Source organism: Vicinamibacteria bacterium (genome assembly GCA_035570235.1).
Classification (GTDB): Bacteria; Acidobacteriota; Vicinamibacteria; order Fen-336; family Fen-336; genus DATMML01.
Genome location: DATMML010000094.1, coordinates 1 through 20,613 on the forward strand (window position 1 = coordinate 1; position 20,613 = coordinate 20,613).

Consider the following 20,613-nt stretch of genomic DNA (forward strand, 5'->3'; position numbering starts at 1 on the left):
CGCGGCCTCCCAGTCGGCCAGCTGTTGCAATGCCCGACGGGCGATGGGTTCGGCCGCATTACGCCGCCCCTGCGCGCTCAAGTTGGGGTCGACCTTGTTTTGGTCGAGGGCGGTCTTGCAAGCGGTGGAGATCCCGAGCAGTGCGGTCAACTTCCGCTCGGCGTCCGCGGCGAACGCGGGTGCGGCCTTGCGAATTTGCTCCAGCAGCAGGGGCAGCGATGTCTTCAAGAGCGGGTCATTCACGTTTTTCTCCTTTGAAAGTGAGCCACTCGGCCATCCGTTCGACGGCCGCGTCCAGCAGTGGATCCAGGTCGCGCAGCAGGGCCAGCGCCGTTTCGGCGTCGCCGGCCCGGAGCGCGCGGTGGAGCCGGGTGCGTGCCTCGGTCGTGACGGCGACGAACTCCGCCGCGGAGGGCGCCTGGGGGGCAGGCTTCAATGCGCCTCCTTCGCGGCCTCGATGCGCGCTGTGACCGCCTCCCCGATGGCCCGAAGTGCCGCCGCCTCTTCGTCCGAGAGGTAGGCGACGGCCTTTACGGCGGCGAGCCCGGCCTTGACCGTGTCCATCTGCGGCTCGGTTAGCGCCGGCCATGGGAGCGGTGGCTCGGGCGAGCGCTCCAAGGCCAACGTTGCGTGCGGCCCGTGGCCCGCGCGGTCCAGCACCGCAATGGCGGCCTTGGTTACCGCGGACATGTCGTCTGAACGCTGGCACAGTGGGCAGAGTCCATGAGGAGCTTCGATGATGCGGAGGAGCGCGTCGAGCGCCGGGTCCACCATGGCGCGGAGTCGCTCGCGCGCCGAGCGGATTGCCTGCGGCGAAGCCCCGCCGTGCAACCTGCAGACGAACCCGCCGAGCATCGGAGGACGGCCGCAGCGCTGGCCGGCGCGATTCGTGGCGCGGCATGTGCGGGCCAGTGCGAAGGGGTTAGCGCTCATGTCCTCTCTTTGGGCGTGCCAATGCCCGAGGGCATTGGTCGGAAACGCCACGGGTTGATGGGGTGCCGAGCTCCATAGGGTCCCCGGCTCGCGCGCGCGGGAAGCCGGCGGCCGGCCGGGGCGGGCGGGCCTTTTGGCCGGTTTCGTGGACCTTGCCCCGGCACTGCGACTGCGCCCAAACCCATGTTGGGAGCAGTTGGGCGCAGTGGGGCGCAGTCAAAAAGGCCCGGCCCGGCCCGCCGGGGTGACTGCGCCCAACGCAGTCCCCTATAGGCGGGGTGGGCGCAGTGGGCGGAGTGGAAACCGGCCCGCCCCACTCAGCCCTCCCCCATCCGGGGCGCAGTCGGCCGGCCGGGGTCACGACCCCGCCTCCAGTTCCATCTGCTGCACGAGCAGGCTGTAGAGAATGGTCCTCTGCCCGCGACGTTTCTCCTCGGTCCTAGTGACGCCCTCCCGCTCTCGCAGTGCGTCGCGGACCTTGCGCCTAGCGTCCCCGGTGACGTTGCCGCTGGCACTGACGAGCCCCGCGGCCTTCGCGATCACGTCCACGGTCCGAGGCTCGCTCGTGAGTGCTCTCGTCTTCACGATGAGCTTCCACGTCTCGCTGGCCACCGCGTTCTTCGTGGCCCCAAGGCTTTCGTAGACCCCGGTGGTTGGGTCGTAGCGGATAGTCTGCGGCTCCAGCGACACGAACCGCCCCTTGCCGCTCAGCCGCCGCAGGCTGCCAAACGCTCCGTCCGCGTACCGAAGCGAGAGGATGTAGTCAGCGGCCCCGGCAGCTGCCGACGCGCCCCGCAGGGCACGTGTGGGGTCGGCCTCGTCCTCCTGGTCCTCGCCCTTGCCCGCGTGCGCGTCGATGAGCCACGGGACGCCGAGCGTGCGAGTGGCGGCTTTGACCCGCTCTACCACCATGACGGCACCCGCGTTGTCGTTTTCGTCGTCGACTTCCCCGCGAATCACGGCTTGCCAGGAGGCGATTAGGACGAGCCCGTAGCCGCCGGCCTTGACGGTCTCGGCGATGGCCGCGAGCCCCAGATCGTTGAGGACTACGCCGCGCCGGTAGAACGTCATGGCGCCGGGCTCGGCCACGAGGTGTCGAGCTACCCACGCTGTGTACTCGGGCGGGTCCTCGGCGGCGATGTAGAGAACTCGCGCCTTGGTGGTGTTCCGCCCGAGGAACGGGACGCCGCTCGAGACTGCCGCGCCGAGAGCCTGCCCCAGCGTGGTCTTGCCGACCTTCGTGTACGCCACGAGCATCCCGAGCGTGCCGATGGCAGGGACGATACCGCCGAGGACATATGGCACGCCCTGCTCGGCGATGTCCCGCCCTTCCGCGGCCACGAGGGTGGCGTCGGTGAGCCATTCGGCATCAAGGCCAAGCGACTCCGCGGTCCGCGGCTCCTCTTGCCACGGCCGAGTAGAGCGCACGATCTCACGTATAGCCTTGTCGGACGGCCGCGGGTCGAAGCGGGCATCTACCCACCCGCGTAGCATGGCGAATGTCGCCTCGTCGTCATGGCCCCGGCGGCGCAGAGAGCCCGCCTCGCGGATGAGTGCGTCGTGCTGCTCGCCCTGGCCGACGACCCCGTCCGGGGCCTTGGTCGAGCGGGCCGCGCGTCGCTGCGCGCTCCAGAAGTCGATTACTTTGGTCACGTCGCCGAGTACTTCGGTGTTCACGCAGTCGCCGGTGACGGTGAAGTAGGGCGGCCTCGCGTCCGTGGCGAAGGTGGGCGTGCCGTCGCCGTTGAATTTCAGCTCTACAGGCGGCAGGTGGGAGCGGCCGAACACCTTGACCCCCGTGCCGCTCGGCGAGACTTCGGCGTAGCACCCGACCGCTGTCCCGAAAAGGATGTCGTCCGCGACCGGGTGCAGCTGGTGCGTGGCCGGGTCGAGGCAGTCGTCCATGTCGATCCCCGAGATGCCGTCTCCCAGGACGAACCCCACGCCACCGTCCGCGAGCCGTGCTGCCCGCGCGACAGCCGCCTCGTACGACAGGAGCTTCTCGGGCGCGTTCCACTCCTGGAGCGCGCGGCCGTCGTCGCCCACGGGGGGCTTCTTGTCGTCCAAGGGCCGCCACGCCACCCAGCGGTGCGCCGCGCGGAGCTCCGGGGGGACGAACTCTGGGATGCTCACGCGGCCCCCCGCCACGCTGCTTCCGGCCACGCGTCCTCCGCCACGAAAACCACCTCGTCCGGGTCCAGCCCGAGCTCGCGGACCACGTCCCGCAGCCGAGCCCGCTGGAGCGCCGTCAGCCAAATGGCCCGCCCGTCCTCGGCGGCCCACGTGCAGCCCCACACGAACCGGAACCGCGGCGGCTTGTCGAGCATGCCGCTCCCCCGGACCGCGGCGGCGAACGCGGGGGCCAGGAGAACCGCGGCGCCGTACGAACGGTTGCTTTTCTGTCCCCCGAGCCCCGCGAGCGGGGTCACTGCTCCACCCCGGGTCCAGGCAACGAGTCGAGCGAGTAGGCGTCGGCCGTGACCGGTGGGCGCTCCTCAAGAAGGACCTTCCCCTCGAAGCCGATCATGCGCGCCACGACTTCCAGCCGGATGGCGGTCTTTAGTGACGGGACCACGTACACGGCGTGGAGGAGCTGCGAGAAGTGGCCGGGCTGCGCAAAACCCGCGAGTCGCGCGAGCTCCTGGTTCTTGATGGGGGAAAGAAGGACAGCAGTGACGAAGTGGGGGTTGAGACAGCTGCGGGGTTGTGGTGCGCGTGCCACGAGACCTCCTTTGGGTCTCGGGCCTGCACACCCGCCGCAGTAGCAGCAGTCGGTCCCGTCGACGCGGGGGAGACCGACCTTACGTCAATTTCACTTTTACCCCACCCCCGCTAGGAGGGCAAGTTCTATTTGCCCAAGACGGGAAGAATTCTCGGCGACTGACTCGCGCTCCGCAGCCGCGCCGCGCGTCGCCACTCCTCCTCCGCGCTTCCGCAACGGCACATCCCCGCCCGCGCGTAGCAGACGAGCGAGAGCCGCAGCCCGCGCCCGACCAGCGGCGCGTTGCCATGGAGCTCGTGCATGTCGGCCAAACACAACCCACCCATGCGCATGTCCACGGCTGTCCTATACCGGGGGAAGACAAGCTCGCAGCCTTCGTAGCGCCCGCCGGCGAGCACTGCTATCGCTTCCAGACCGGGGCGGTAGTTCCCGCTGTCTGTGTGGGCCGCGGTGCGGAAGTCGCGATTGATGGTCACGCTCGTGAAGGTCGTTCCGGGTATGACGAAGTCCGGCGACACCGTGTCCGCGAACCGGTGCTGCACCTCCCAGTGGTGCGGCGCGAGCTCTTGATACTTGCGGCTGATCGCGACGAACAGCGGCAGCGCGGTCTCGTACTCGGCGTCGTGGTCGATTGTGAAGCCAGTCATGCGGCAATAGGGGTTGGTCGGGTAGCGGTCGAGGAAGCCGAAGACGTCGCTCGGCGCTATCCTCCTATGGCCCCCGGCGGCCGTGCCGCGGTTATCCGAAGTCGGGTGCAAGTGCTTGCTGGCCTCAAAAACCGCTTCGCACAACGAAGGGGGGAGCACGTCCCCGGCATACAGGAGAAGCAGCCGGCCGTCGGGCCGCAGGACCACGGCGTCGTCCCGCACCACGCGGTCGTAGTGCCGCGCGTCTAGGAACTGGCCGGCCAACTTCTTGGCGTCCAGCATGAGGTCCGCGTGCGTAAGGCGAATCGGGGGCCCCGTCACAGGGCCGCTCCCCCCTGAGCCGGTACGTGGTTCAGGTCAAACGCGGCCGGGGCCTGGGGGACCGTATCCTCCAGCCCGTCCTCCTTGCCCATCGCGGTCTTCAACTCGTCCTGTTTTCGCTCAAGGATCACGAGCGCGCTCCCCACTTGGGCTTCCCATTCAGCCTGCTGCGGAGCCAGGAGGTCGCGGACGTCCACCCTACCGACGCTGGCGACCGCACCGACGAGACTTCGGAGGGTCCGCTCGGCTAGTTCGCGCTTTTGCCGTTGCGATGGTGGGGACGGGGAGCGCTCCGGTTTGGGCGGCCAAAGCCTTGCCACGTCCTTTCGCTCCGTCCGGGGGGTGACTCTGCCGTCGACTATAGCTTTCTCTAAGTCCAGCTCGTCCAGCCGTGACAGCTCGTAAAGGGTGTCCCAGTGCGGCGGCAAATGCGACGCATGCGTCGGATTTGCCAGAACCGCGTTCCGGGCCAACGCCATGAGCCGCTCGGCGGTGCGCACCGAGAACGGGAGCTCGCGCTCCACCCACTTCGCGAACTCCCCGTAGTCCACTAGATCCTTGGCCCTGTTAAGCTCTTGTCCGATGTCGACGTACGCCACAACCTGGTTTCTCCACAGGCTCTTGATGAGGGCGGTTTTCCCGCTCAAGTCGATGGTGTTAGTGGGTAGCTGCCCGAGGGGCATCCGGTCGCGATCTTGCGGCGCTGTCTGAGCGCTCTTCTTCTCAGTCCTGGTCTTCTTCAACACGAAACCCTCCTCGCCGATGGCCGGCGATTTGACGGAATGGGTTTCGCGCGAGACGTGGGGTTCTGTGCGCGCTGCTGCGGCGGCCCGCCTTGGCTTGTCCGACGGCGAGCCCAGGATGTCCTCGCTCGCCGTCGTTGATGGACCTTACCCCGACTTATGCCCTGCGCGTCCTGTGTCGCGCCCGGATGGGGCCGCCGAACCTCTACTTAGAGCCTAGCAGACCGGTTCGATGCGTCAAGAGAATTCGGACGTGGGGCTCGCTACGCGACTCTCTCATGGTCCGCCCACAGCTAGGCGGGCTAGCGGCCACGGAAGGCCGGTCGCGGGACGTTGGGCGGGCGCGGGGGCACGGAAACCTGCTACCCTTCCACAGGGGCATGCGGTCGCCAGGAAGCAGCAACGGCGAGGATGCAATCATCAGGCCCGCAAGGCCCAACGCTGAAGCCCTGAATCTCACCCATCGCGCTAGGGCACAGTCGCACGAGTAAAGGAGCGGAAAAATGGCTGGACCCAGGAAGGCCAGAGCCGACGGGAAACCCCCTGCTGCTGAAAAGAGGGCCTACTTCAAACAGGCGGACTTTCCGGAGGCGTCGCTTCAGCAAGCTCAAAAAATCGCGTCGGCTCTAGTAGACAACTATGCAGGCAAAGATGCGTCCCCGCCAGATCTCGCTCTGGTCCTCGGCATTAGTCCTACCGTGCGGTCATGGCCAACGCTGACTGGTAGCGCAATCGCCTACGGTTTGACCGAGGGCGGCGTCAACGCCAGCAAGATCAAGCTTCTGGGGCTCGGACGGAAGCTTGTTTCGCCTGAGGCTGAAGGTGAAGACCTAACGGCACGTCGCGAAGCGATCCTAAAGCCACGCATCCTGAGGGAATTTTTTGAGCGATACCGGCGAGCCAAGTTTCCAGTTGATGCCGTCGCGGGCAACGTACTTAAGAGTCTTGGATTGCCTCCCGAGCGGGTTGAGTCTGCGCTCGAAATCGTAAAAGCAAATGGCCGATACGCCGGCATCATTCGTGACACACCCACCGGGCCCTTCGTCAATTTGGACTCGCCGGGTGTACCCGCACCAACTGCCACACCTGAAATCGCCGAGCACGAGGATCATGCAGAACCCGAAAAGGTTGAGACGCCTCCTGGAGCCCAGGCAGGCGCACCGCCAAGGCCGGCACCGCCAACGCCCGGTTTCGATCCCAAGAGCAATCGCGTCTTCATCTCACACGGCAAACGGCACGGAATCGTTGGTCAATTGAAGGAACTCCTGACGTTCGGAAGTTTCGAACCGGTCGTATCCGTTGAACGAGAGTCCACCGCGATACCGGTTCCAGAAAAGGTGTTCGAGGATATGCGGTCATGCGGTGCTGGCGTGATCCACGTTGGGGCCGAAGGCAGCTACCTTGATCGAGACGGGAAGGAGCACTCGAAGATCAACGACAACGTGTTGATTGAGATCGGAGCCGCGATGGCTCTATACGGTAAGAAGGTCGTTCTTCTAGTAGAAAAGGGCGTCGCGCTCCCTTCAAACCTGCAAGGGCTTTACCGGTGTGACTTTGAGGGCGACCGGCTCGACTACGAATCAACCATGAAGTTGCTTAAGACCTTCAGCCAATTCCGCTAGTCCCGTTTGTTTCCAAGCGTGAAATCGAGAGCGTGCTCTATGCTACCCGCACAGAGCCTCGGACAATGAATAGCGGAATGTGGTTCGGGGTCCCGCTAAGGTCGCCACCCTTTTCCGTTCGCTGGAGCGAGCGTTTGGCAGCGTAGTACGATAGACCCGTGCGGGTCCTCCCTAGGCCGCCAGTCGCCGCAACAGCCCCCCGACCTTCTTGGAAAATCCCAAAGGGCAAATTGGCCTGAGAGCGGGGCGCGAGTCGCGTTGGGGCGTCGTCGTGGCCTGGGGCCTCGTCCTCGCCGCGGGGTTCCTCTCCCCCCGCTTCGTTCCTTTCGACATGGATGAGTTCAACGCCTACCACGCCCTGGGGTGCGCGGTCTATCCCCTGAGCCGGCAGTACCACGTCTACCGGGAGGGGTGCCAGGAGTACCGGCTGCGGCCGCCCCTGGTTCCGGTATTCCTCCCCCTGCGGTCCTATGTGTACGTGGGAAGCCTGCCCGTGGTGTCCTTCTACCCCTTCTGGCGCCTTTTCCGGGACCCCGTGGCGGTGCGCGTCCAGGGTGCGCTCTTCTTCCTGGTTGCCCTCCACCTCCTGGCTCGGCTCCTGGGCGTGGGCTTTCTGCGCGCCCTTCTGGCCGGGCTCGTCTTCCCCCTCTTCGCGGGCGCGTTCCTCGTAGATACGGGGCCGGTCGGTCTGTCCCTCATCCTGCTGCTGGGAGCCCTCCTCCTCATTCGCGCGTCAGGCGAGGCGAGCGACCCCGTCCGCCGAAACGCACGGGCCGCGGCCGCGGGCTTTTTGTGCTTCCTCGGGGTGTGGATCAAGCTCGTCTTCGTCTGGTGCCTTCCCGCGCTGATCGTCGCCATCGCCGCGCGGGCCTACCGAGGGCGTGCACCCCGGACCGAGGCGCCCCCCCACCCCTCCCAGGCGGTGGGCGCTTTCCTGGCCGCCTGGATCTTGCCCACGGCCTGGCTCCTCTCCTCCGTCACCGCGGAGGGCACCCCCTACTACGAGATCCTGCGCCAGGGCCGCTTCTCGCTCGAGCCGGAGGCGGTGGGGTCGGTGGCGGCGGGCCTGGCCGCCTACCTGAGCAACGGCTCCTCGGTCGTCCCCCGTTCCATGCTGTGGCCCCCGAGCGGGCTGGACCTCCTTCCCGCCCTCCTGAGCCTGGGGCTACTGGCCGTGGGCCTGGCCAGCCCCCGACGCCGGGACGTCCTCTCCTGGTTGGCCGCGGCGCTCCTCACCTTTGGGGTCACCATCCTGAGCGGGCGCGCCCTGGCCGCCCATCACCTGGCGTTCGCGCTCGCCTTCCTGATCTTGGCCCTCGCCTCCGCCCTCGGGCCCCCGGGCCAAAACCGGATCCCGGCCGGGGCGGGCGCCCTCCTTGTCGGGCTCTTCTGGGCCTCCCTCCTCTGGCGCGCGCCCGGCGTGCTCGTAGACCCGCGGAGCAACTTCGCCAAGGACCGCCTCCTGGCCTGGGTGCGGGAGTCCGGCCTCGACCGGAGCACCATCCAGCTCCACGCCTCCTGGGGCACCTACTACATCGCCCACCTCTTCGGCGACCCCGCCCAGGCCGTGCTCTTCAGCCGGAAGTTCGCGCGCGATCCGGGCTATTTGGCCCAAGCCCGCGAGCTCGCCCAGAGCCAGGGCCGGGGGATCCTCCTCATCACGGGCGAGCCGGAACGTCTAGAGAAGGATGTGGTGGAGGGCGCCTTGGGGCCACCCCTCGCCACCTACCGCTTCGACAACTGGTCGGCCTGGGAATACTTGAAGTGAGGAACGCTTCCTAACGCCGGCGGCGGTGCCGGTAGCCTCCGCCCCCGCGGCTTGGGGGCGGGGCGAGCCGGGCCTGCTCCTCGTCGTCCGCCTCCGCCGCCGGGGCCTGGAAGTACCGGCGCAGGAGCAGGGCCAGGATCCGGTCCCGGTGCTCGTGATCGGACACCCGGCGGGCGATGGGGGCAAACTCCGCGAAGTCTTCCAGGGGGAGGGTCTGGCCCTCTGCGGCCAGCCGGGTCACGATCCGCTCCTCCTTGCGGGCCTGCACCTCTTGATCCGACGGCACCGCGAGCTCCCCCACCTCCACGTGGTACCGCTTGACCAGGCGGTTGAAGTTCATGAGGTCGTGGGCGGAGACGAGGCTGATCGCCCGCCCGCTCTTCCCCACCCGTCCGGTGCGGCCCGCGCGGTGGATGTACTGTTCGGGGGAGTCGGGGGTGGAGAAGATGAAGACGTGGGAGAGATCCTCGATGTCGATCCCCCGCGAGGCCACGTCGGTGGTGACCAGGTGGCGGATCTCCCCTCCCTTGAAACGGGCCATGACCGTTTCCCGCTTGCGCTGGGGCAAGTCGGAGGAGAGCATGGCCGCGGGCAGGCCCTTGCCGGCGAGGAAGGTGTATACGAGCCGGGTCTCCTCCCGGGTGTTGCAGAAGACCATGGAGGAGGCGGGGTTCTCGTACTCCAACAGCTTGTAGAGGGTGCCCTCCTTGTGGAGCTTGGGGGTCAGGCAATAGAGGTGCTGGACCTCTTTAACGTAGATCTGGTCCTCGGAGAGCAGCACCCACTCGGGATCGGCGAGGTAGTGATAGATGAGACCGCGGATGCCCAGGGGGACGGTGGCCGAGAAGAGCAGGGTCTGCCGTTCGGCGGGCATGTATTCCATGATCTGGCCCATCTCCACCGCGAAGCCCATGTCCAGCATGCGGTCGGCCTCGTCGAGGACCAGCATCTTGACGCTGTCGAAGCGCAGGGTCTTGCGCCGGAGGTGGTCGAGCACCCGGCCCGGAGTGCCCACGATCACGTGGGCCCCCGCCCGGATGCCCTCGAGCTGGCGGTCCATGGAATCGCCCCCGTAGATGACCTCGACCTTGACCCCCCGGCCGCGGCCGATCTCCGCAATCTCCTGGGAGACTTGCAGGGCCAGCTCGCGGGTGGGAGCCAACACCACGGCCTGCACTCCCTCCCGCCCCGCCTCCACCTTCTCCACCATGGGGATCCCGAAGGCAGCCGTCTTGCCGGTGCCGGTGCGGGACTGGACGACGAGGTCCCGGCCGGTCATGGCCCGGGGGATGGTCTCCGCTTGCACGTCCGTGGGGGCCGCGTAGCCCTTGGCCTCCAAGCTGGCCAGCGTTTCCGCGGAGAGGTCAAGAGCGGCGAAGGTGCCCTTCGATACCGGCGCGGCAATTTCCATAACCGTTCATTATCGTATGCAGAGGGGCCGCCTCGCAAGGCGCCCCCGGGCGCGATATAATTTCAAGTTTGGTGGAGGAAGGCATGTCCATCACGTGCAGCCGCTGCGGAACGACGGGGGAGCCCCCGCCCCCCCACCGGGTCGGCTTCTCCGGACCCGACCGGGAACGGGTCTTGGCCTCGATTTGCAAGTCCTGCTGGGGCGAGTGGGAGGCCACGGAGGTCAAGGTCATCAATGAGTACCGTCTGAACTTCCTCGACCCCCAGCACCGGGAGATGCTCAAGAAGGCCACCCTCGATTTCCTCTTTGCCCAGCGCAACCTGAACCTGCCGGAATGATCCACGTCGAGGGCCTCAGCAAGCGGTACGGCGAGAAGGTCCTCCTCGAGGACGTGTCCTGGCATGTCCGGAAGCAGGACCGCATCGGCCTCTCCGGGCCCAACGGCAGCGGGAAGACCACCCTCCTGCGCATGCTGGCCGGGCTCGAGGAGCCGGACGCGGGCTCGATTCGAATGGCCACCGAGACCACCATCGGCTACCTCCCCCAGGACGGCCTGGTCCACCGCGGCCGGACCGTCCACGCGGAGGTGATCCAGGCCTTCGCGGAGCTCTTGTCCCTGAAGGAGGAGCAGCACCGGATCGAGGACACCCTGGCCCAGGCCACCCACGACGATGGCGGCGAGCATGAGCGCCTGCTCCTCCGCTACGCGGAGATCACGGAGCGCTTCAAGCACCTGGACGGCTACGAGATGGAGGCCCGGGTGGCGGAGGTGCTTAAGGGCCTGGGTTTCTCCGAGCAGGACCAGGGGCGGGGCACGGAGGAGTTTTCGGGCGGCTGGCAGATGCGGATCGCCCTCGCCAAGCTGCTTCTGGCGCGGCCCAATCTCCTGCTCATGGATGAGCCCACCAATCACCTGGATCTGTCCGCGCGCAACTGGCTGGAGGAATACCTGGCCGACTACCCGGGCTCGGTGGTTCTCGTGTCCCACGACCGTTACTTCCTGGACGCCACCGTGAAGCGGATCACGGAAGTGGGCTTGCGCACCCTCACCGACTATCACGGCAACTACTCGAAATACCTGGTGGAGCACGAGGCCCGCATGGAACGGCTCCACGAGGCGCACCGACGGCAGAAGGAGGAGATCGAGAAGGTCACCGCCTTCATCAACAAGTTCCGCTACCAGGCCACCAAGGCCCGCCAAGTCCAAAGCCGGATCAAGCTCCTGGACAAGGTGGAGCGGATCGAGATCCCGCCCCAGCGCAAGCGGATCCGCTTCAAGTTCCCGGACGCTCCCCGTCCCGGGCGGGTGATCCTGGAGCTCAAAGGAATCCGGAAGGTCTACGGTGACAACGTGGTCCTGCGCGAGGTGGACCTGATGGTGGAGCGCGGAGACCGCATCGCGCTCTTGGGCCCGAACGGGGCGGGGAAATCGACGATGATGAAGATCCTGGCCGGCGTCGACCGCCCGGATGGGGGAGCGCGCATCGAGGGTCACCGCCTGGTCCTCGACTACTTCGCCCAGGACCAGGCCGCGGTCCTGAACCCCGCCCGCACCGTCTACGAGGAGATGTCGAGCGCCAGCCCCACCACCATGGTGCCCATGATCCGCAACATCCTGGGCGGCTTTCTCTTCTCGGGGGACGACATCAACAAGCGCGTGGCCGTCCTCTCCGGGGGCGAGCGGAACCGACTGGCCCTGGCCAAGATGCTCCTGAACCCCAGCAACCTCCTCCTCCTCGACGAGCCCACCAACCACCTGGACCTGGACTCGAAGGAGGTCCTGCTCGACGCCCTCAGCGACTACGCAGGCACCCTCATCTTCGTTTCCCACGACCGCTACTTCGTGGACCGGCTGGCGGGCAAGGTGATCGAAGTCGGGGGGGGCGAGGCCCCCCTCTACCCCGGGGGCTACGAAGACTTCCTGTATTGGAAGAAGCAGCGGGCGGCGGGGCTTGAGGTCGCGATGCCCGGCCGCGCGAAGGCCCCGAAAGATGAAGATGCGGAGACGGCCTCGGGCGCGGGCAAGCCCGCCCGGGCGACCCCGGCCGTGCCGCGGGCCGCGAAGGCTCCTCCGCCCGCCGCCTCCCCGAAGGGCGGTCCCAACGGCCGGCCCGCAGCGACACCTCCCGCGAACCCAGAAGGGATCCCCCCGGATCCCCTCGCCCCTCGCCTGCGGCCGAAGGGGGCCCCCCCCGACCGCCAGGCGCGCGACCGGGAAGCCAAGCGGATGAAAGCCCGCCTAGCAGACCTGGAGCAGCGCATCTCCGAGAAGGAGAAGGCGGTCCGGGACCTCGAGGCCCGAATGGCGTCCCCCGGCTTCTACGAGGACCGCACCCGGGCCGAGGAGGCCGCGGAGGCGCACAAGAAGCTCATGTGGGAGGTGGGCGACCTCCTCAGTCAGTGGGAGGCCCTCCAGACCGAGGTCGAGGTCCGAGGCTAGAGCCTCCTTGGGTCATCTGTCGGCCGCACCCGCCCCCCCTCCGGACCCGGCCCGATGGTGGCGCGCCGCTCCCCTGGCGGGCATCTGGCTCCTTCTCGTGACCACCCTCTCCCTGCGGGGCCACGTGCCCCTGACCTACGACGAGGCCTGGAACTTCACCGACGTCGCCTCCCACGGGGTCGTCTACGTGATCAGCCACTACCCCAATCCGAACAACCACGTGGCCTTCACCGCCCTGCAGGCGATCTCGTTGCCGGCGACGCTCGTGGAGACCTGGCCCCCGCTCTTGCGGATCCCAAACCTGCTGGTGGGCGCGGCCCTCCTCGCCCTACTCGTCCGGGTCCTGGGCCAGGGCACGGGGCCCGTGACCGCCACCCTCATCGCCCTCTGCGCGCTCCTTTCCGCTCCCCTCTTCACCACCTACCTCCTGTTGGCCCGGGGCTATCTCCTAGGCACCCTCCTCCTCCTGGCCTCTCTGGTCTGGGCGGCGGAGGGGCGGTCTCTGGGGGGGACCGTGGTCCTGCTCGCCCTCGCGACCTGGACCGTGCCCACGTTTGGCTACGCGGTTCCGGGAGCCCTGGCCGGGGCGGCGCTTTGCGGGCGCGACCTTCGGCGCGCGGCCGTCGCGGTGTCCCTGGCCGGCCTGGCCTGCCTGGCCCTGGTTCTCCTGCTCTACGCTCCCGTCCTCCCCGCGATGCTCGCCCAGCGCCAGAGCTGGCGAGGGGCCGCGCTCCCCGGCCGGTTCTCTCTGGGCCTCCTCGGTCGTCTCGCGAATGTGCCGAGCACAGCCACGGGGGTGGGCGTCCTGCTCCTGGCCATGGGGGGGGCGGTCCTGGCCCGGCGGCGGCCTGACCGCTTCCGCGACCGGCTCCTCCTCCTCACCTTCGCCGCGGGGGCATCCTTCCTCCTCGTCGCGGAGACCCTGACCGCCCTCGGCCTGGCGGGCACGCCCTTCTGGCGAAACATCCTGTTCGCGCCGCTCTTCCTGGCCCTGGCCCTGGGTCTCGCGCTACCCGCCCTGCCCCGGGGAGGGCAGGTCCTGATCTGGGCGCTGCTCGTCTCCAACGCCGCTCTCGGCGTGCGGGACCTCGGCACGAGCTTCGTGACGGGAAGCCCGGCCGAGTACCGGGCCCTTCGGGCCCTCGGCCCCACCGGCATCGAGCGTGCCCTGGAGGCAGGAGCGCCCTTCTTCAACGTTCGCTGCGACCGCCTGGCCGAGGCCGTCTGCCAGGCCTATGCGGCCCACTTGCCCGGACTCTCGTTCGGCCCCGCGGAGTCGGGCTCGCTCCCCTGCTTGGCGGGGGGCGCCCCCCCGCCCGACGGGCTCGGGATCGCGGTCTCCACGGGCGGGGGCCGCCGGCAGCTCTGCTACTGAGGCCGTGGCCTCGCACGGGCCTCGCCGCGCCTTCAGACCGCCGCCGGGCCTCGCTTCTTGCGTGCCCGGCGGGCCACGTCCTTGATGAGCTTGACCGCGCCCGCAGCATCGGACTCGGCGGGGTCCGCCTCCGGCAGGGGCTCGTCGATCGGCTCGAACTCGAGACCCTCTTCCGGCTCCAGGGGCTCGCGCAGGGACGCAGCAAAAGCTCGCACCGGCTCGAGCTCGTCCATCGCGGACCGGAAGCGCTCGGCCAGGAGCTGGGCCAGAGCGATCGTGAGCTTGGCGAAAAGGGCGGGATCCCCCTTCACGAGATCGAGCAGCCCCTCCCGGGTCAGCCGACGAAGACGGCAGGCACCCTGCGCGCGCACGTGGTGGGTGCGGGGCCGGCCGTCCACGAAGCCCACCTCGCCCACGACGCCCCCCGGGCCTACGGAGGCCAGGACGACGACTTCGCCCATCACCTCGTCGAAGACCTCGATTTGCCCTTCCTCGACCACGAGGAGGCTTCGCGACGGGCTCCCCTTCTGAAAGATGAGGTCTCCGGACTCGGCCGTGCAGGGCTCCATGGCCGCGAGGAGGCGCGCGTGCTCCTCGTCCGTGAGGGTGCCCACGAGATCCCCCACGCGAAGGGCGGGCCACCAGCTCTCCACTTGGTCCCCCTCGGAAAATCGGGGGCCGGCCAGCCCCGGCCGCGCCCTACCGCCCGGCTCGACGGACGCGGCCAGTGCTCCGCGCGCCCGCCTGCGCCCCCGGAAGCGGCTTCCGGCTCGACGCCGGGATCATAGCACGCCCCCTTCGGTCACAACCCCCGCGCCGAGAGCCAGCTCAGGACCGCGTCCTGGACCTCGGCCCGAATGTCCTCCGGGAGTCGCCCCGAGCGCTTGCGCACCGCGAAGGAATGGTCCCCGTCCTCGATGCGATGGAGGGAGGCCCGGTCGCCCAGACGCGCGAGCAGACCCTCCAGGAGGTCCCAGCGCGCGAAGGCGTCGCGGGTTCCCTGGACGAAAAGCATAGGCGCGGTGACTCCGGGGAGGTGGCGGTCCCGCCGCATCTCCGGCCGGCCCGGCGGATGCAGCGGATAGGCGAGGAAGACCAGACCGTGGGCGGGGGCGCCCGCCGCCACCGCCTGGGAGGCGATCCGCCCGCCCATGGACCTCCCGCCGTGCACCAGCCGTGCCGCCCCCAGGACCCCCTGCGCATACTCCCCCACCGCGCGCGTGGTTGCTTCGAGCACGGGGGCCGGATCCGGAGCGCGCCCGCCCCGGTCCTTGTAGGGGAAGTTGAAAAGCACGGTCCGCCGACCGGAGGCGGCGAGGACCTCGGCCAGTTCCAGCAGGCGGGGGTGACGACGATCGCTTCCCGCCCCGTGACCGAGGACGACCGCGGTCGGGCCGGCGCCGTGGACCGACGCCGTGACCGCCCCCTCCCCGACGGGAATCCGGACCTCTTCCGTGCCCATGGCTCCGCCCAGGATAGCCGGGAAGAGCCGCCGCCGCTCTGGCCGGGTGGTACACTCGAAGAATCGTGTACGAGGCGTACTACGGCTTCGTGGAGAAGCCCTTCAACCTCACCCCCGACCCCAAGTACCTCTATCTGTCCCGGCGCCACGCCGAGGCCTTCGCCCACCTGGAGTTCGGCCGCCGCGAGCGGGGCGGCTTCATCCTCATCACGGGCGAGGTGGGAACAGGCAAGACCACCCTCGCCCGCTACTTCTTGGGGCGCCTGCCCGAGAACACCGCCACCGCGGTCGTCCTCTACCCGGCGCTGACCGCGGCCGAGCTGCTCCGCTCGATCCTCGAGGACCTGCACGTCCCCGCTCCCGGGACCTCCCTGAAGGAGCTGGTGGACACTCTCCACCGCTTCCTCCTGGATTCCCGCCCCCGGGGCCGCGAGGTGGTGCTCCTCATCGACGAGGCGCAGGACCTCTCGGCCGAGGTGCTGGAGCAGATCCGCCTCATCTCCAATCTGGAGACGGACACGGAGAAGCTGATCCAGATCGTGCTCATGGGGCAGTCGGAGCTGCAGGAGCTCCTGGCCCGCCGCGAGCTGCGGCAGCTCGCGCAGCGGGTGACCGCCCGCTACCACCTCTCGCCGCTCTCGCGTCCGGAGACGGAGGAATACGTCCGCCACCGCCTCTCCGTGGCCGGAGGCACGGGCAAGGTGACGTTCACCCCCGCCGCCCTACGTGCCGTCCATCGCCGGGCGGCCGGGATCCCCCGGCTCATCAACCTCATTTGCGACCGCTCGCTGCTCGCGGGCTTCGTCTCCGGGACGCGGGTGATCGAGGCCGGCATGGTGCGGCGAGCGGCGGACGAGGTGAAAGGTGATGGCCCCGCCCCCTGGCTCCCGTCCCGTGCCTACGCCCTCCTCGCGGGGGGCGTGGCCGTGGCCCTCGCGCTCGTGGTGACCCTGGCCGCGCCGCGGACCCTGCGCGCCCCCGAGCCGGAGGCGCCCCCCACCGCACCCGCCGCCGTCTCCCGCTTGGAGCCGGCGCTCCTGGCCATCCCCCACGACGCGTCCCGGGAGGCCGCCCTCTCCCAAGTGCAGGCCCAGTGGGGGAACGAGCCCCTCGAGAGGACCTCCCTGCGCACCCACCTGGACCAGGTGCGCCACCTCGACTTGCCGGTGATCCTCGAGATGTTCCACCCTTCCCGGCGGGACACCTGCTTCCTGGCCCTGCTCGGGCTGGAAGGGGGCACGGCCCTGGTGGCGGTGGGCACCGACTCTCCCTTCCGGGTCGGCGTCGCCGACCTGGACCGGCTCTGGACCCACGAGGCCATCTTCCTCTGGCGCGACTTCCAGGGCCTCGTTCGCCCGGAGGGGAGGGCGCGGACGGAAGCGTGGGCAAAGGACTCGCTGGCCCGCCTCGGCTATGCTGGTTCCGAGGCCGACTTGAGCACGGTGGTGGGCCGCTTCCAGCGCGACTCCGCCCTTATCGCCGACGGCGTGATCGGGAGTCGGACGCTCATGACCCTCTACAGCCTGGGACCCTACACCCGACCGCGGTTGAAGGCGTCCGTGCCCCGCCCCGGAGGCGCCTCGTGAGCCTCATCCTCGAGGCCCTGAAGAAGCTGGAGCGGGAGAAAGGGGTGCCGGAGCGCGGCTTCCTCGTCCTCGCCCACCTCCCCTGGGCGCGCTCCGGCAAGGCCGGGGCGCGGGCCGCGGGTCTGGTCGCGCTCGTCCTGGCTTTGGCCGCGGCCGCGTTCCTCCTGTGGCGTTTTCGGCCCGCGGCCCCCCGAGCCGTCGGGCCCACCCCGACCCCCACCCTCGCCGCCCTCCCCCCGCGGGTGGGAGTGCCTGTCCTTCCCTCTCCGACCGTGGCCCTCTCCGCCCCCGCGGCGACGGCACCGACCCCCTCCTCCGTCCACGCGCTCCCGCCTCCCCGCCCCCCCGAGGCCGCCGCCGAGTTCCGTCTCAACGCCATCACGGTGCAGGACGGCCACCCGGTGGCGGTGCTCAACGACCGGATCGTCCGCGAAGGGGACAGTTTCGAGGGCGTGCGCGTCCTCCGCATCGGGGAGACGGAGGTCGAGATCGAGGTGAAGGGGGAGCGTCGGGTCATCCGGTTCTGAGGATCGCCCATGCACCTGCGCAACCACACGCCCCTGAGCCTGGCCTCGCTCTGGCCCGACCTAGGGATCGACCCCGGGGTGTCCCGGCGGGTCGTGAGCCGGCTGGTCTGGGAAGACGGGGATGACCTTGCGGGCGTGCGGGGGCTGTCGAAGACCCTGGCCCGCGAGCTCCTCACCCGCGGCCGCACCACCCGGCTGGAGGTGCTCGATCGGCGGCAGAGCGCGGTCGATCCCTTCGTGAAGTACCTCTTCCGGTCCCCGGATGGCCATTCCTTCGAGACCGTCCGCATCCCTCTGGATCGGCCGCGCTGGAGCGTGTGCGTCTCCTCGCAGGCCGGATGCGCCTTGGCCTGCACGTTTTGCGAGACCGGTCGCCTCGGCTTCGCCCGCAACCTGGAGCCTTGGGAGATCGTGGAGCAGGTCCTGACCGTGCGCCGCGAGTCCCCGGAGCGACCGGTGACCGGGGTCGTCTTCCAGGGACAGGGCGAGCCCTTCCAGAACTACGAGAACGTGATGCGGGCGGCCGAGATCCTGCGCGATCCCTCGGGGGGGCGCATCCGCGGCGACCGCATCACGATCTCCACCGTCGGCCTCCTCCCCCAGATCGAGCGCTACACGGACGAGGGGCATCCCTACCGGTTGATCCTCTCCCTCACCTCCGCCTTTTCCGAGAAGCGGGCCCAGCTCGTGCCTCTGACCCGCCGCTACGACGTGCCCGCCCTGGCCGGGGCCATGCGGCGGCATGCCGCCGTCCGGGGGGGGCCGGTGAGCCTGGCCTGGGTCCTGATGGCGGGAATCAACTCCGGAGCCGACGAGGCACGGGAGCTGGCCCGGCTCTTCGCGGGCGTCCCCCTGCGGCTCTCCGTGATCGACGTGAACGATCCCGAAGGCCGCTTCCGGCGTGCCGACGCCGAGGAGCGCGGCCGGTTCCTTTCCGCCCTGGCCGCAAACCGCATCCCCTTCGTCCGCCGCTATTCCGGCGGCCCCGACATCCACGCCGCCTGCGGGATGCTTGCCTCCCGGGCCAGCGGCGGCCGGGCCCTCGCCGGGCCGGAGCCGGCCTGACCGCGCGGGTCCGCCGCGCCGACGAGCCGGGCGCGATCGCGGACGCGGCCGCCGTCCTGAGGGGCGGGGGGGTGGTGGCCTTCCCCACGGAGACGGTCTACGGCCTGGGGGCCAGCGTCTTCGATCCGCGGGCGGTGGCCCGCGTCTTCGAGGTCAAGGCCCGGCCCTCGTTCGACCCCTTGATCGCCCACGTGGCGGACGCGGAGGCGGTCTCGCGGGTGGCCACAACCGCCGACCCCCGGGTGGCGCGGCTGGGCGCGCGCTTCTGGCCGGGTCCCCTGACCCTGGTCCTGCCCCGGCTGCCCTCCGTACCCGACCTCGTCACCGCCGGCCTGGAGACGGTGGGCGTGCGCGTGCCCGACCACCCCGCGGCCCGCGCCCTCATCCGAGAGGCGGGCACACCGCTTGCCGCCCCCAGCGCCAACCCCTTCGGCTACGTGAGCCCCACCACCGCCGCCCACGTGGCGGAGCAGCTCGGGGAGGGGGTCGACCTCATCCTGGACGGTGGGCCCTGCCGGGTGGGGCTGGAGTCGACCATCCTCGGGCTCACGGTCGAGCCGCCGTGCCTCCTGCGGCCGGGCGCGGTCAGTCGGGAGGACCTGGAATCGGCCCTGGGCCAGACGATTGAACTAGCCGGTCCGACCGACCGGCCCACCGCCCCCGGCCAGCTCCTCCGCCACTACGCCACCCGCACGCCGCTTACGATCCTGACCGGTCACGCGGGAGCGCCGCCGTTCGGAGCGGGTCGGGTGGGCCTGCTCGCTTTCGCGCACGCGCCTAAGGGCGCTTCCTACGCGGCGGTGGAGGTGCTGGCGCCGGACGGCCAGGGCACGACCGCCGCCGCCAACCTCTTTGCCGCTCTGCGTCGGCTCGATGCCCTCGGCCTCGACATCCTCCTCGCCGAGCCCTGCCCCGAGACCGGGATCGGCCGCGCCATCATGGACCGGCTCCGGCGCTGCGCGGCCCCGCGCCCCTGACCCCGCGCGGCGGCCGCAAGGCGGCGCTGCCCTCGGATCCGAGATCGGGCCCCCGGGTCGGCCCGAGACGAGGTCAGCCCCGACCGGCCCGCCTCGCAAAGGCCGCGTGGCGGGGATTCCACTGGTAGGTCACACCCTCCACCGCGAGCTGGAAGTTCGAGGCCCCCCGCCCGTGCCGGCGGTGGGCGTGCCGGATCTCGGCATCGCTCATGACGGGCCCGTGGTGTCCGGCCAGCACGAGCACGCGCGGGTGGGCGCGCGCCATCAGCGAGGCGTGCTCCTGGGAGCCGTGCCCGTGCTCCTGGTGCTGGATGTCCGGGAAATGGGCATCGTAAACGGCGAGGTGGGCCTCGCCCAGGAGGGCCCGCTCCACGGCCTGGGTTCGGCGGTTGGGCTCGTGGTCACAGAGGTAGGCCACGGTGGCGCCGTCGGGGGCGGTGAGCTGGTAGCCCAGGGTGTCGAGAGCCCAGACGGAGCGGCCGGCCCCGCTGTAGTGACGCAGGGGCTGGGTCACGAGCCGCCAGTCCCCGAAGCGCCGCCGCTCCCCCGGCTTCAGGGTCTGGTAGCGCACGCCTCTCACCGTGCCCGCCCCCAGAAGCTCCAGGGCCACGTAGAGGGGATGGCCATAGGCGGTGCGGATCGCGCGCAGGGCTTGCGTCGACCCCAGGACGCGGATGTCGAGCCCATTCCCCTTCTCCCAGAACCAGTCCGCGTCCTTCAGGCCCTCCCAGTGATCGAGGTGGGCGTGGCTCACGAGCACGTGCACGTTGCGGACCACCGCGAAGCGGGCCCGTCGCTTCATCGCCCAGCCGAGGGCGGCCAAGCCGCGTCCCGCGTCCAGGAGGAAGAGGTCCTCCCCGTGGAGGACGGAGTAGCAGGACGTGTTGTTGGCGATTCGGGAGCGGCGGGGGAGGAGGCTGCGCGATCCGCGGCTACCCCACACGTCGAACTGGGTGGGGCGGACGGTTCTTTTCCGCGCGGTCACTCTCCTCATGGGTCGGTCATGGGCGCTTC

The 20,613-nt window shown here is 69.6% G+C and carries 21 protein-coding genes; 9 read left to right on the forward strand and 12 right to left on the reverse strand.

Annotated elements, in window-relative coordinates:
* From VN461_17645 to VN461_17680, 8 genes are all read right to left on the reverse strand, one after another.
* Positions 1 to 243 (reverse strand): hypothetical protein (locus VN461_17645; GenBank protein HXB56597.1); only part of this gene is annotated, 243 nt, incomplete at its 3' end.
* The gene (locus VN461_17650; GenBank protein ID HXB56598.1) at positions 236 to 436 is read right to left on the reverse strand and encodes a hypothetical protein; all 201 of its coding nucleotides are present in this window, start codon (positions 434 to 436) and stop codon (positions 236 to 238) included. The genes VN461_17645 and VN461_17650, both read right to left, overlap by 8 nt.
* Positions 433 to 933, reverse strand: coding sequence for an HGGxSTG domain-containing protein (locus tag VN461_17655; protein ID HXB56599.1), 501 nt, complete (start codon positions 931 to 933; stop codon positions 433 to 435). The genes VN461_17650 and VN461_17655 overlap by 4 nt, the downstream gene beginning before the upstream one ends.
* Before the next feature lie 357 nt (positions 934 to 1,290).
* Complete coding sequence (locus tag VN461_17660) at positions 1,291 to 3,096, reverse strand: AAA family ATPase (GenBank protein HXB56600.1); 1,806 nt, start codon at positions 3,094 to 3,096, stop codon at positions 1,291 to 1,293.
* Positions 3,063 to 3,362 (reverse strand): hypothetical protein, encoded by a 300-nt coding sequence (locus tag VN461_17665; protein HXB56601.1) that lies wholly within the window; start codon positions 3,360 to 3,362, stop codon positions 3,063 to 3,065. Before VN461_17665 ends, VN461_17660 begins: the two co-directional genes overlap by 34 nt.
* Positions 3,359 to 3,655 (reverse strand): hypothetical protein, encoded by a 297-nt coding sequence (locus VN461_17670; GenBank protein HXB56602.1) that lies wholly within the window; start codon positions 3,653 to 3,655, stop codon positions 3,359 to 3,361. Before VN461_17670 ends, VN461_17665 begins: the two co-directional genes overlap by 4 nt.
* Before the next feature lie 125 nt (positions 3,656 to 3,780).
* Positions 3,781 to 4,623: a hypothetical protein gene (locus VN461_17675; protein ID HXB56603.1), complete on the reverse strand. Its 843-nt coding sequence runs from the start codon at positions 4,621 to 4,623 to the stop codon at positions 3,781 to 3,783.
* Positions 4,620 to 5,369, reverse strand: a complete 750-nt coding sequence (locus VN461_17680) for a DUF3102 domain-containing protein (protein HXB56604.1) — start codon at positions 5,367 to 5,369, stop codon at positions 4,620 to 4,622. Before VN461_17680 ends, VN461_17675 begins: the two co-directional genes overlap by 4 nt.
* 500 nt (positions 5,370 to 5,869) lie before the next feature.
* Here VN461_17680 and VN461_17685 point away from each other — a divergent pair, with 500 nt between their 5' ends.
* Together VN461_17685 and VN461_17690 are read left to right on the forward strand one after the other, a co-directional pair.
* On the forward strand, positions 5,870 to 6,988 hold the full coding sequence (locus VN461_17685; protein ID HXB56605.1) for a TIR domain-containing protein: 1,119 nt from the start codon (positions 5,870 to 5,872) through the stop codon (positions 6,986 to 6,988).
* 271 nt (positions 6,989 to 7,259) lie between these two features.
* A complete protein-coding gene (locus VN461_17690; protein HXB56606.1) occupies positions 7,260 to 8,756 on the forward strand; it encodes a hypothetical protein in 1,497 nt (498 codons plus the stop codon).
* Between the two features lie 10 nt (positions 8,757 to 8,766).
* On the opposite strand, the gene VN461_17695 is transcribed toward VN461_17690, so the two are convergent.
* Positions 8,767 to 10,167 (reverse strand): DEAD/DEAH box helicase, encoded by a 1,401-nt coding sequence (locus tag VN461_17695; GenBank protein HXB56607.1) that lies wholly within the window; start codon positions 10,165 to 10,167, stop codon positions 8,767 to 8,769.
* Between the two features lie 83 nt (positions 10,168 to 10,250).
* Between VN461_17695 and VN461_17700 the strand changes: the two genes are divergently transcribed.
* The 3 genes from VN461_17700 to VN461_17710 are packed head-to-tail and all read left to right on the forward strand — an operon-like array spanning position 10,251 to position 13,982.
* On the forward strand, positions 10,251 to 10,505 hold the full coding sequence (locus tag VN461_17700) for a Fe(2+)-trafficking protein (GenBank protein ID HXB56608.1): 255 nt from the start codon (positions 10,251 to 10,253) through the stop codon (positions 10,503 to 10,505).
* Positions 10,502 to 12,607, forward strand: a complete 2,106-nt coding sequence (locus VN461_17705) for an ATP-binding cassette domain-containing protein (GenBank protein HXB56609.1) — start codon at positions 10,502 to 10,504, stop codon at positions 12,605 to 12,607. The genes VN461_17700 and VN461_17705 overlap by 4 nt, the downstream gene beginning before the upstream one ends.
* A 7-nt stretch (positions 12,608 to 12,614) precedes the next feature.
* Positions 12,615 to 13,982, forward strand: coding sequence for a hypothetical protein (locus tag VN461_17710; protein HXB56610.1), 1,368 nt, complete (start codon positions 12,615 to 12,617; stop codon positions 13,980 to 13,982).
* A 32-nt stretch (positions 13,983 to 14,014) separates the two neighbouring features.
* On the opposite strand, the gene VN461_17715 is transcribed toward VN461_17710, so the two are convergent.
* Complete coding sequence (locus VN461_17715; protein ID HXB56611.1) at positions 14,015 to 14,635, reverse strand: cyclic nucleotide-binding domain-containing protein; 621 nt, start codon at positions 14,633 to 14,635, stop codon at positions 14,015 to 14,017.
* A gap of 149 nt (positions 14,636 to 14,784) precedes the next feature.
* Complete coding sequence (locus VN461_17720; GenBank protein ID HXB56612.1) at positions 14,785 to 15,444, reverse strand: alpha/beta family hydrolase; 660 nt, start codon at positions 15,442 to 15,444, stop codon at positions 14,785 to 14,787.
* 65 nt (positions 15,445 to 15,509) lie between these two features.
* Between VN461_17720 and VN461_17725 the strand changes: the two genes are divergently transcribed.
* Genes VN461_17725 through VN461_17740 form a run of 4 tightly spaced genes read left to right on the forward strand, consistent with a single transcriptional unit; the run spans position 15,510 to position 19,599 of the window.
* Positions 15,510 to 17,030 carry an AAA family ATPase gene (locus VN461_17725; GenBank protein HXB56613.1) on the forward strand — a complete coding sequence of 507 codons (1,521 nt, stop codon included), beginning with the start codon at positions 15,510 to 15,512 and terminating at the stop codon, positions 17,028 to 17,030.
* Positions 17,027 to 17,557, forward strand: coding sequence for a hypothetical protein (locus tag VN461_17730; protein ID HXB56614.1), 531 nt, complete (start codon positions 17,027 to 17,029; stop codon positions 17,555 to 17,557). Before VN461_17725 ends, VN461_17730 begins: the two co-directional genes overlap by 4 nt.
* 9 nt (positions 17,558 to 17,566) lie before the next feature.
* Positions 17,567 to 18,622 carry a radical SAM protein gene (locus VN461_17735; protein HXB56615.1) on the forward strand — a complete coding sequence of 352 codons (1,056 nt, stop codon included), beginning with the start codon at positions 17,567 to 17,569 and terminating at the stop codon, positions 18,620 to 18,622.
* Positions 18,619 to 19,599 (forward strand): L-threonylcarbamoyladenylate synthase, encoded by a 981-nt coding sequence (locus VN461_17740; GenBank protein HXB56616.1) that lies wholly within the window; start codon positions 18,619 to 18,621, stop codon positions 19,597 to 19,599. Before VN461_17735 ends, VN461_17740 begins: the two co-directional genes overlap by 4 nt.
* A gap of 73 nt (positions 19,600 to 19,672) precedes the next feature.
* On the opposite strand, the gene VN461_17745 is transcribed toward VN461_17740, so the two are convergent.
* Entirely contained in the window at positions 19,673 to 20,584 is a 912-nt protein-coding gene (locus VN461_17745) for an MBL fold metallo-hydrolase (GenBank protein ID HXB56617.1), read from the reverse strand.
* Positions 20,585 to 20,613 lie beyond the last annotated feature (29 nt).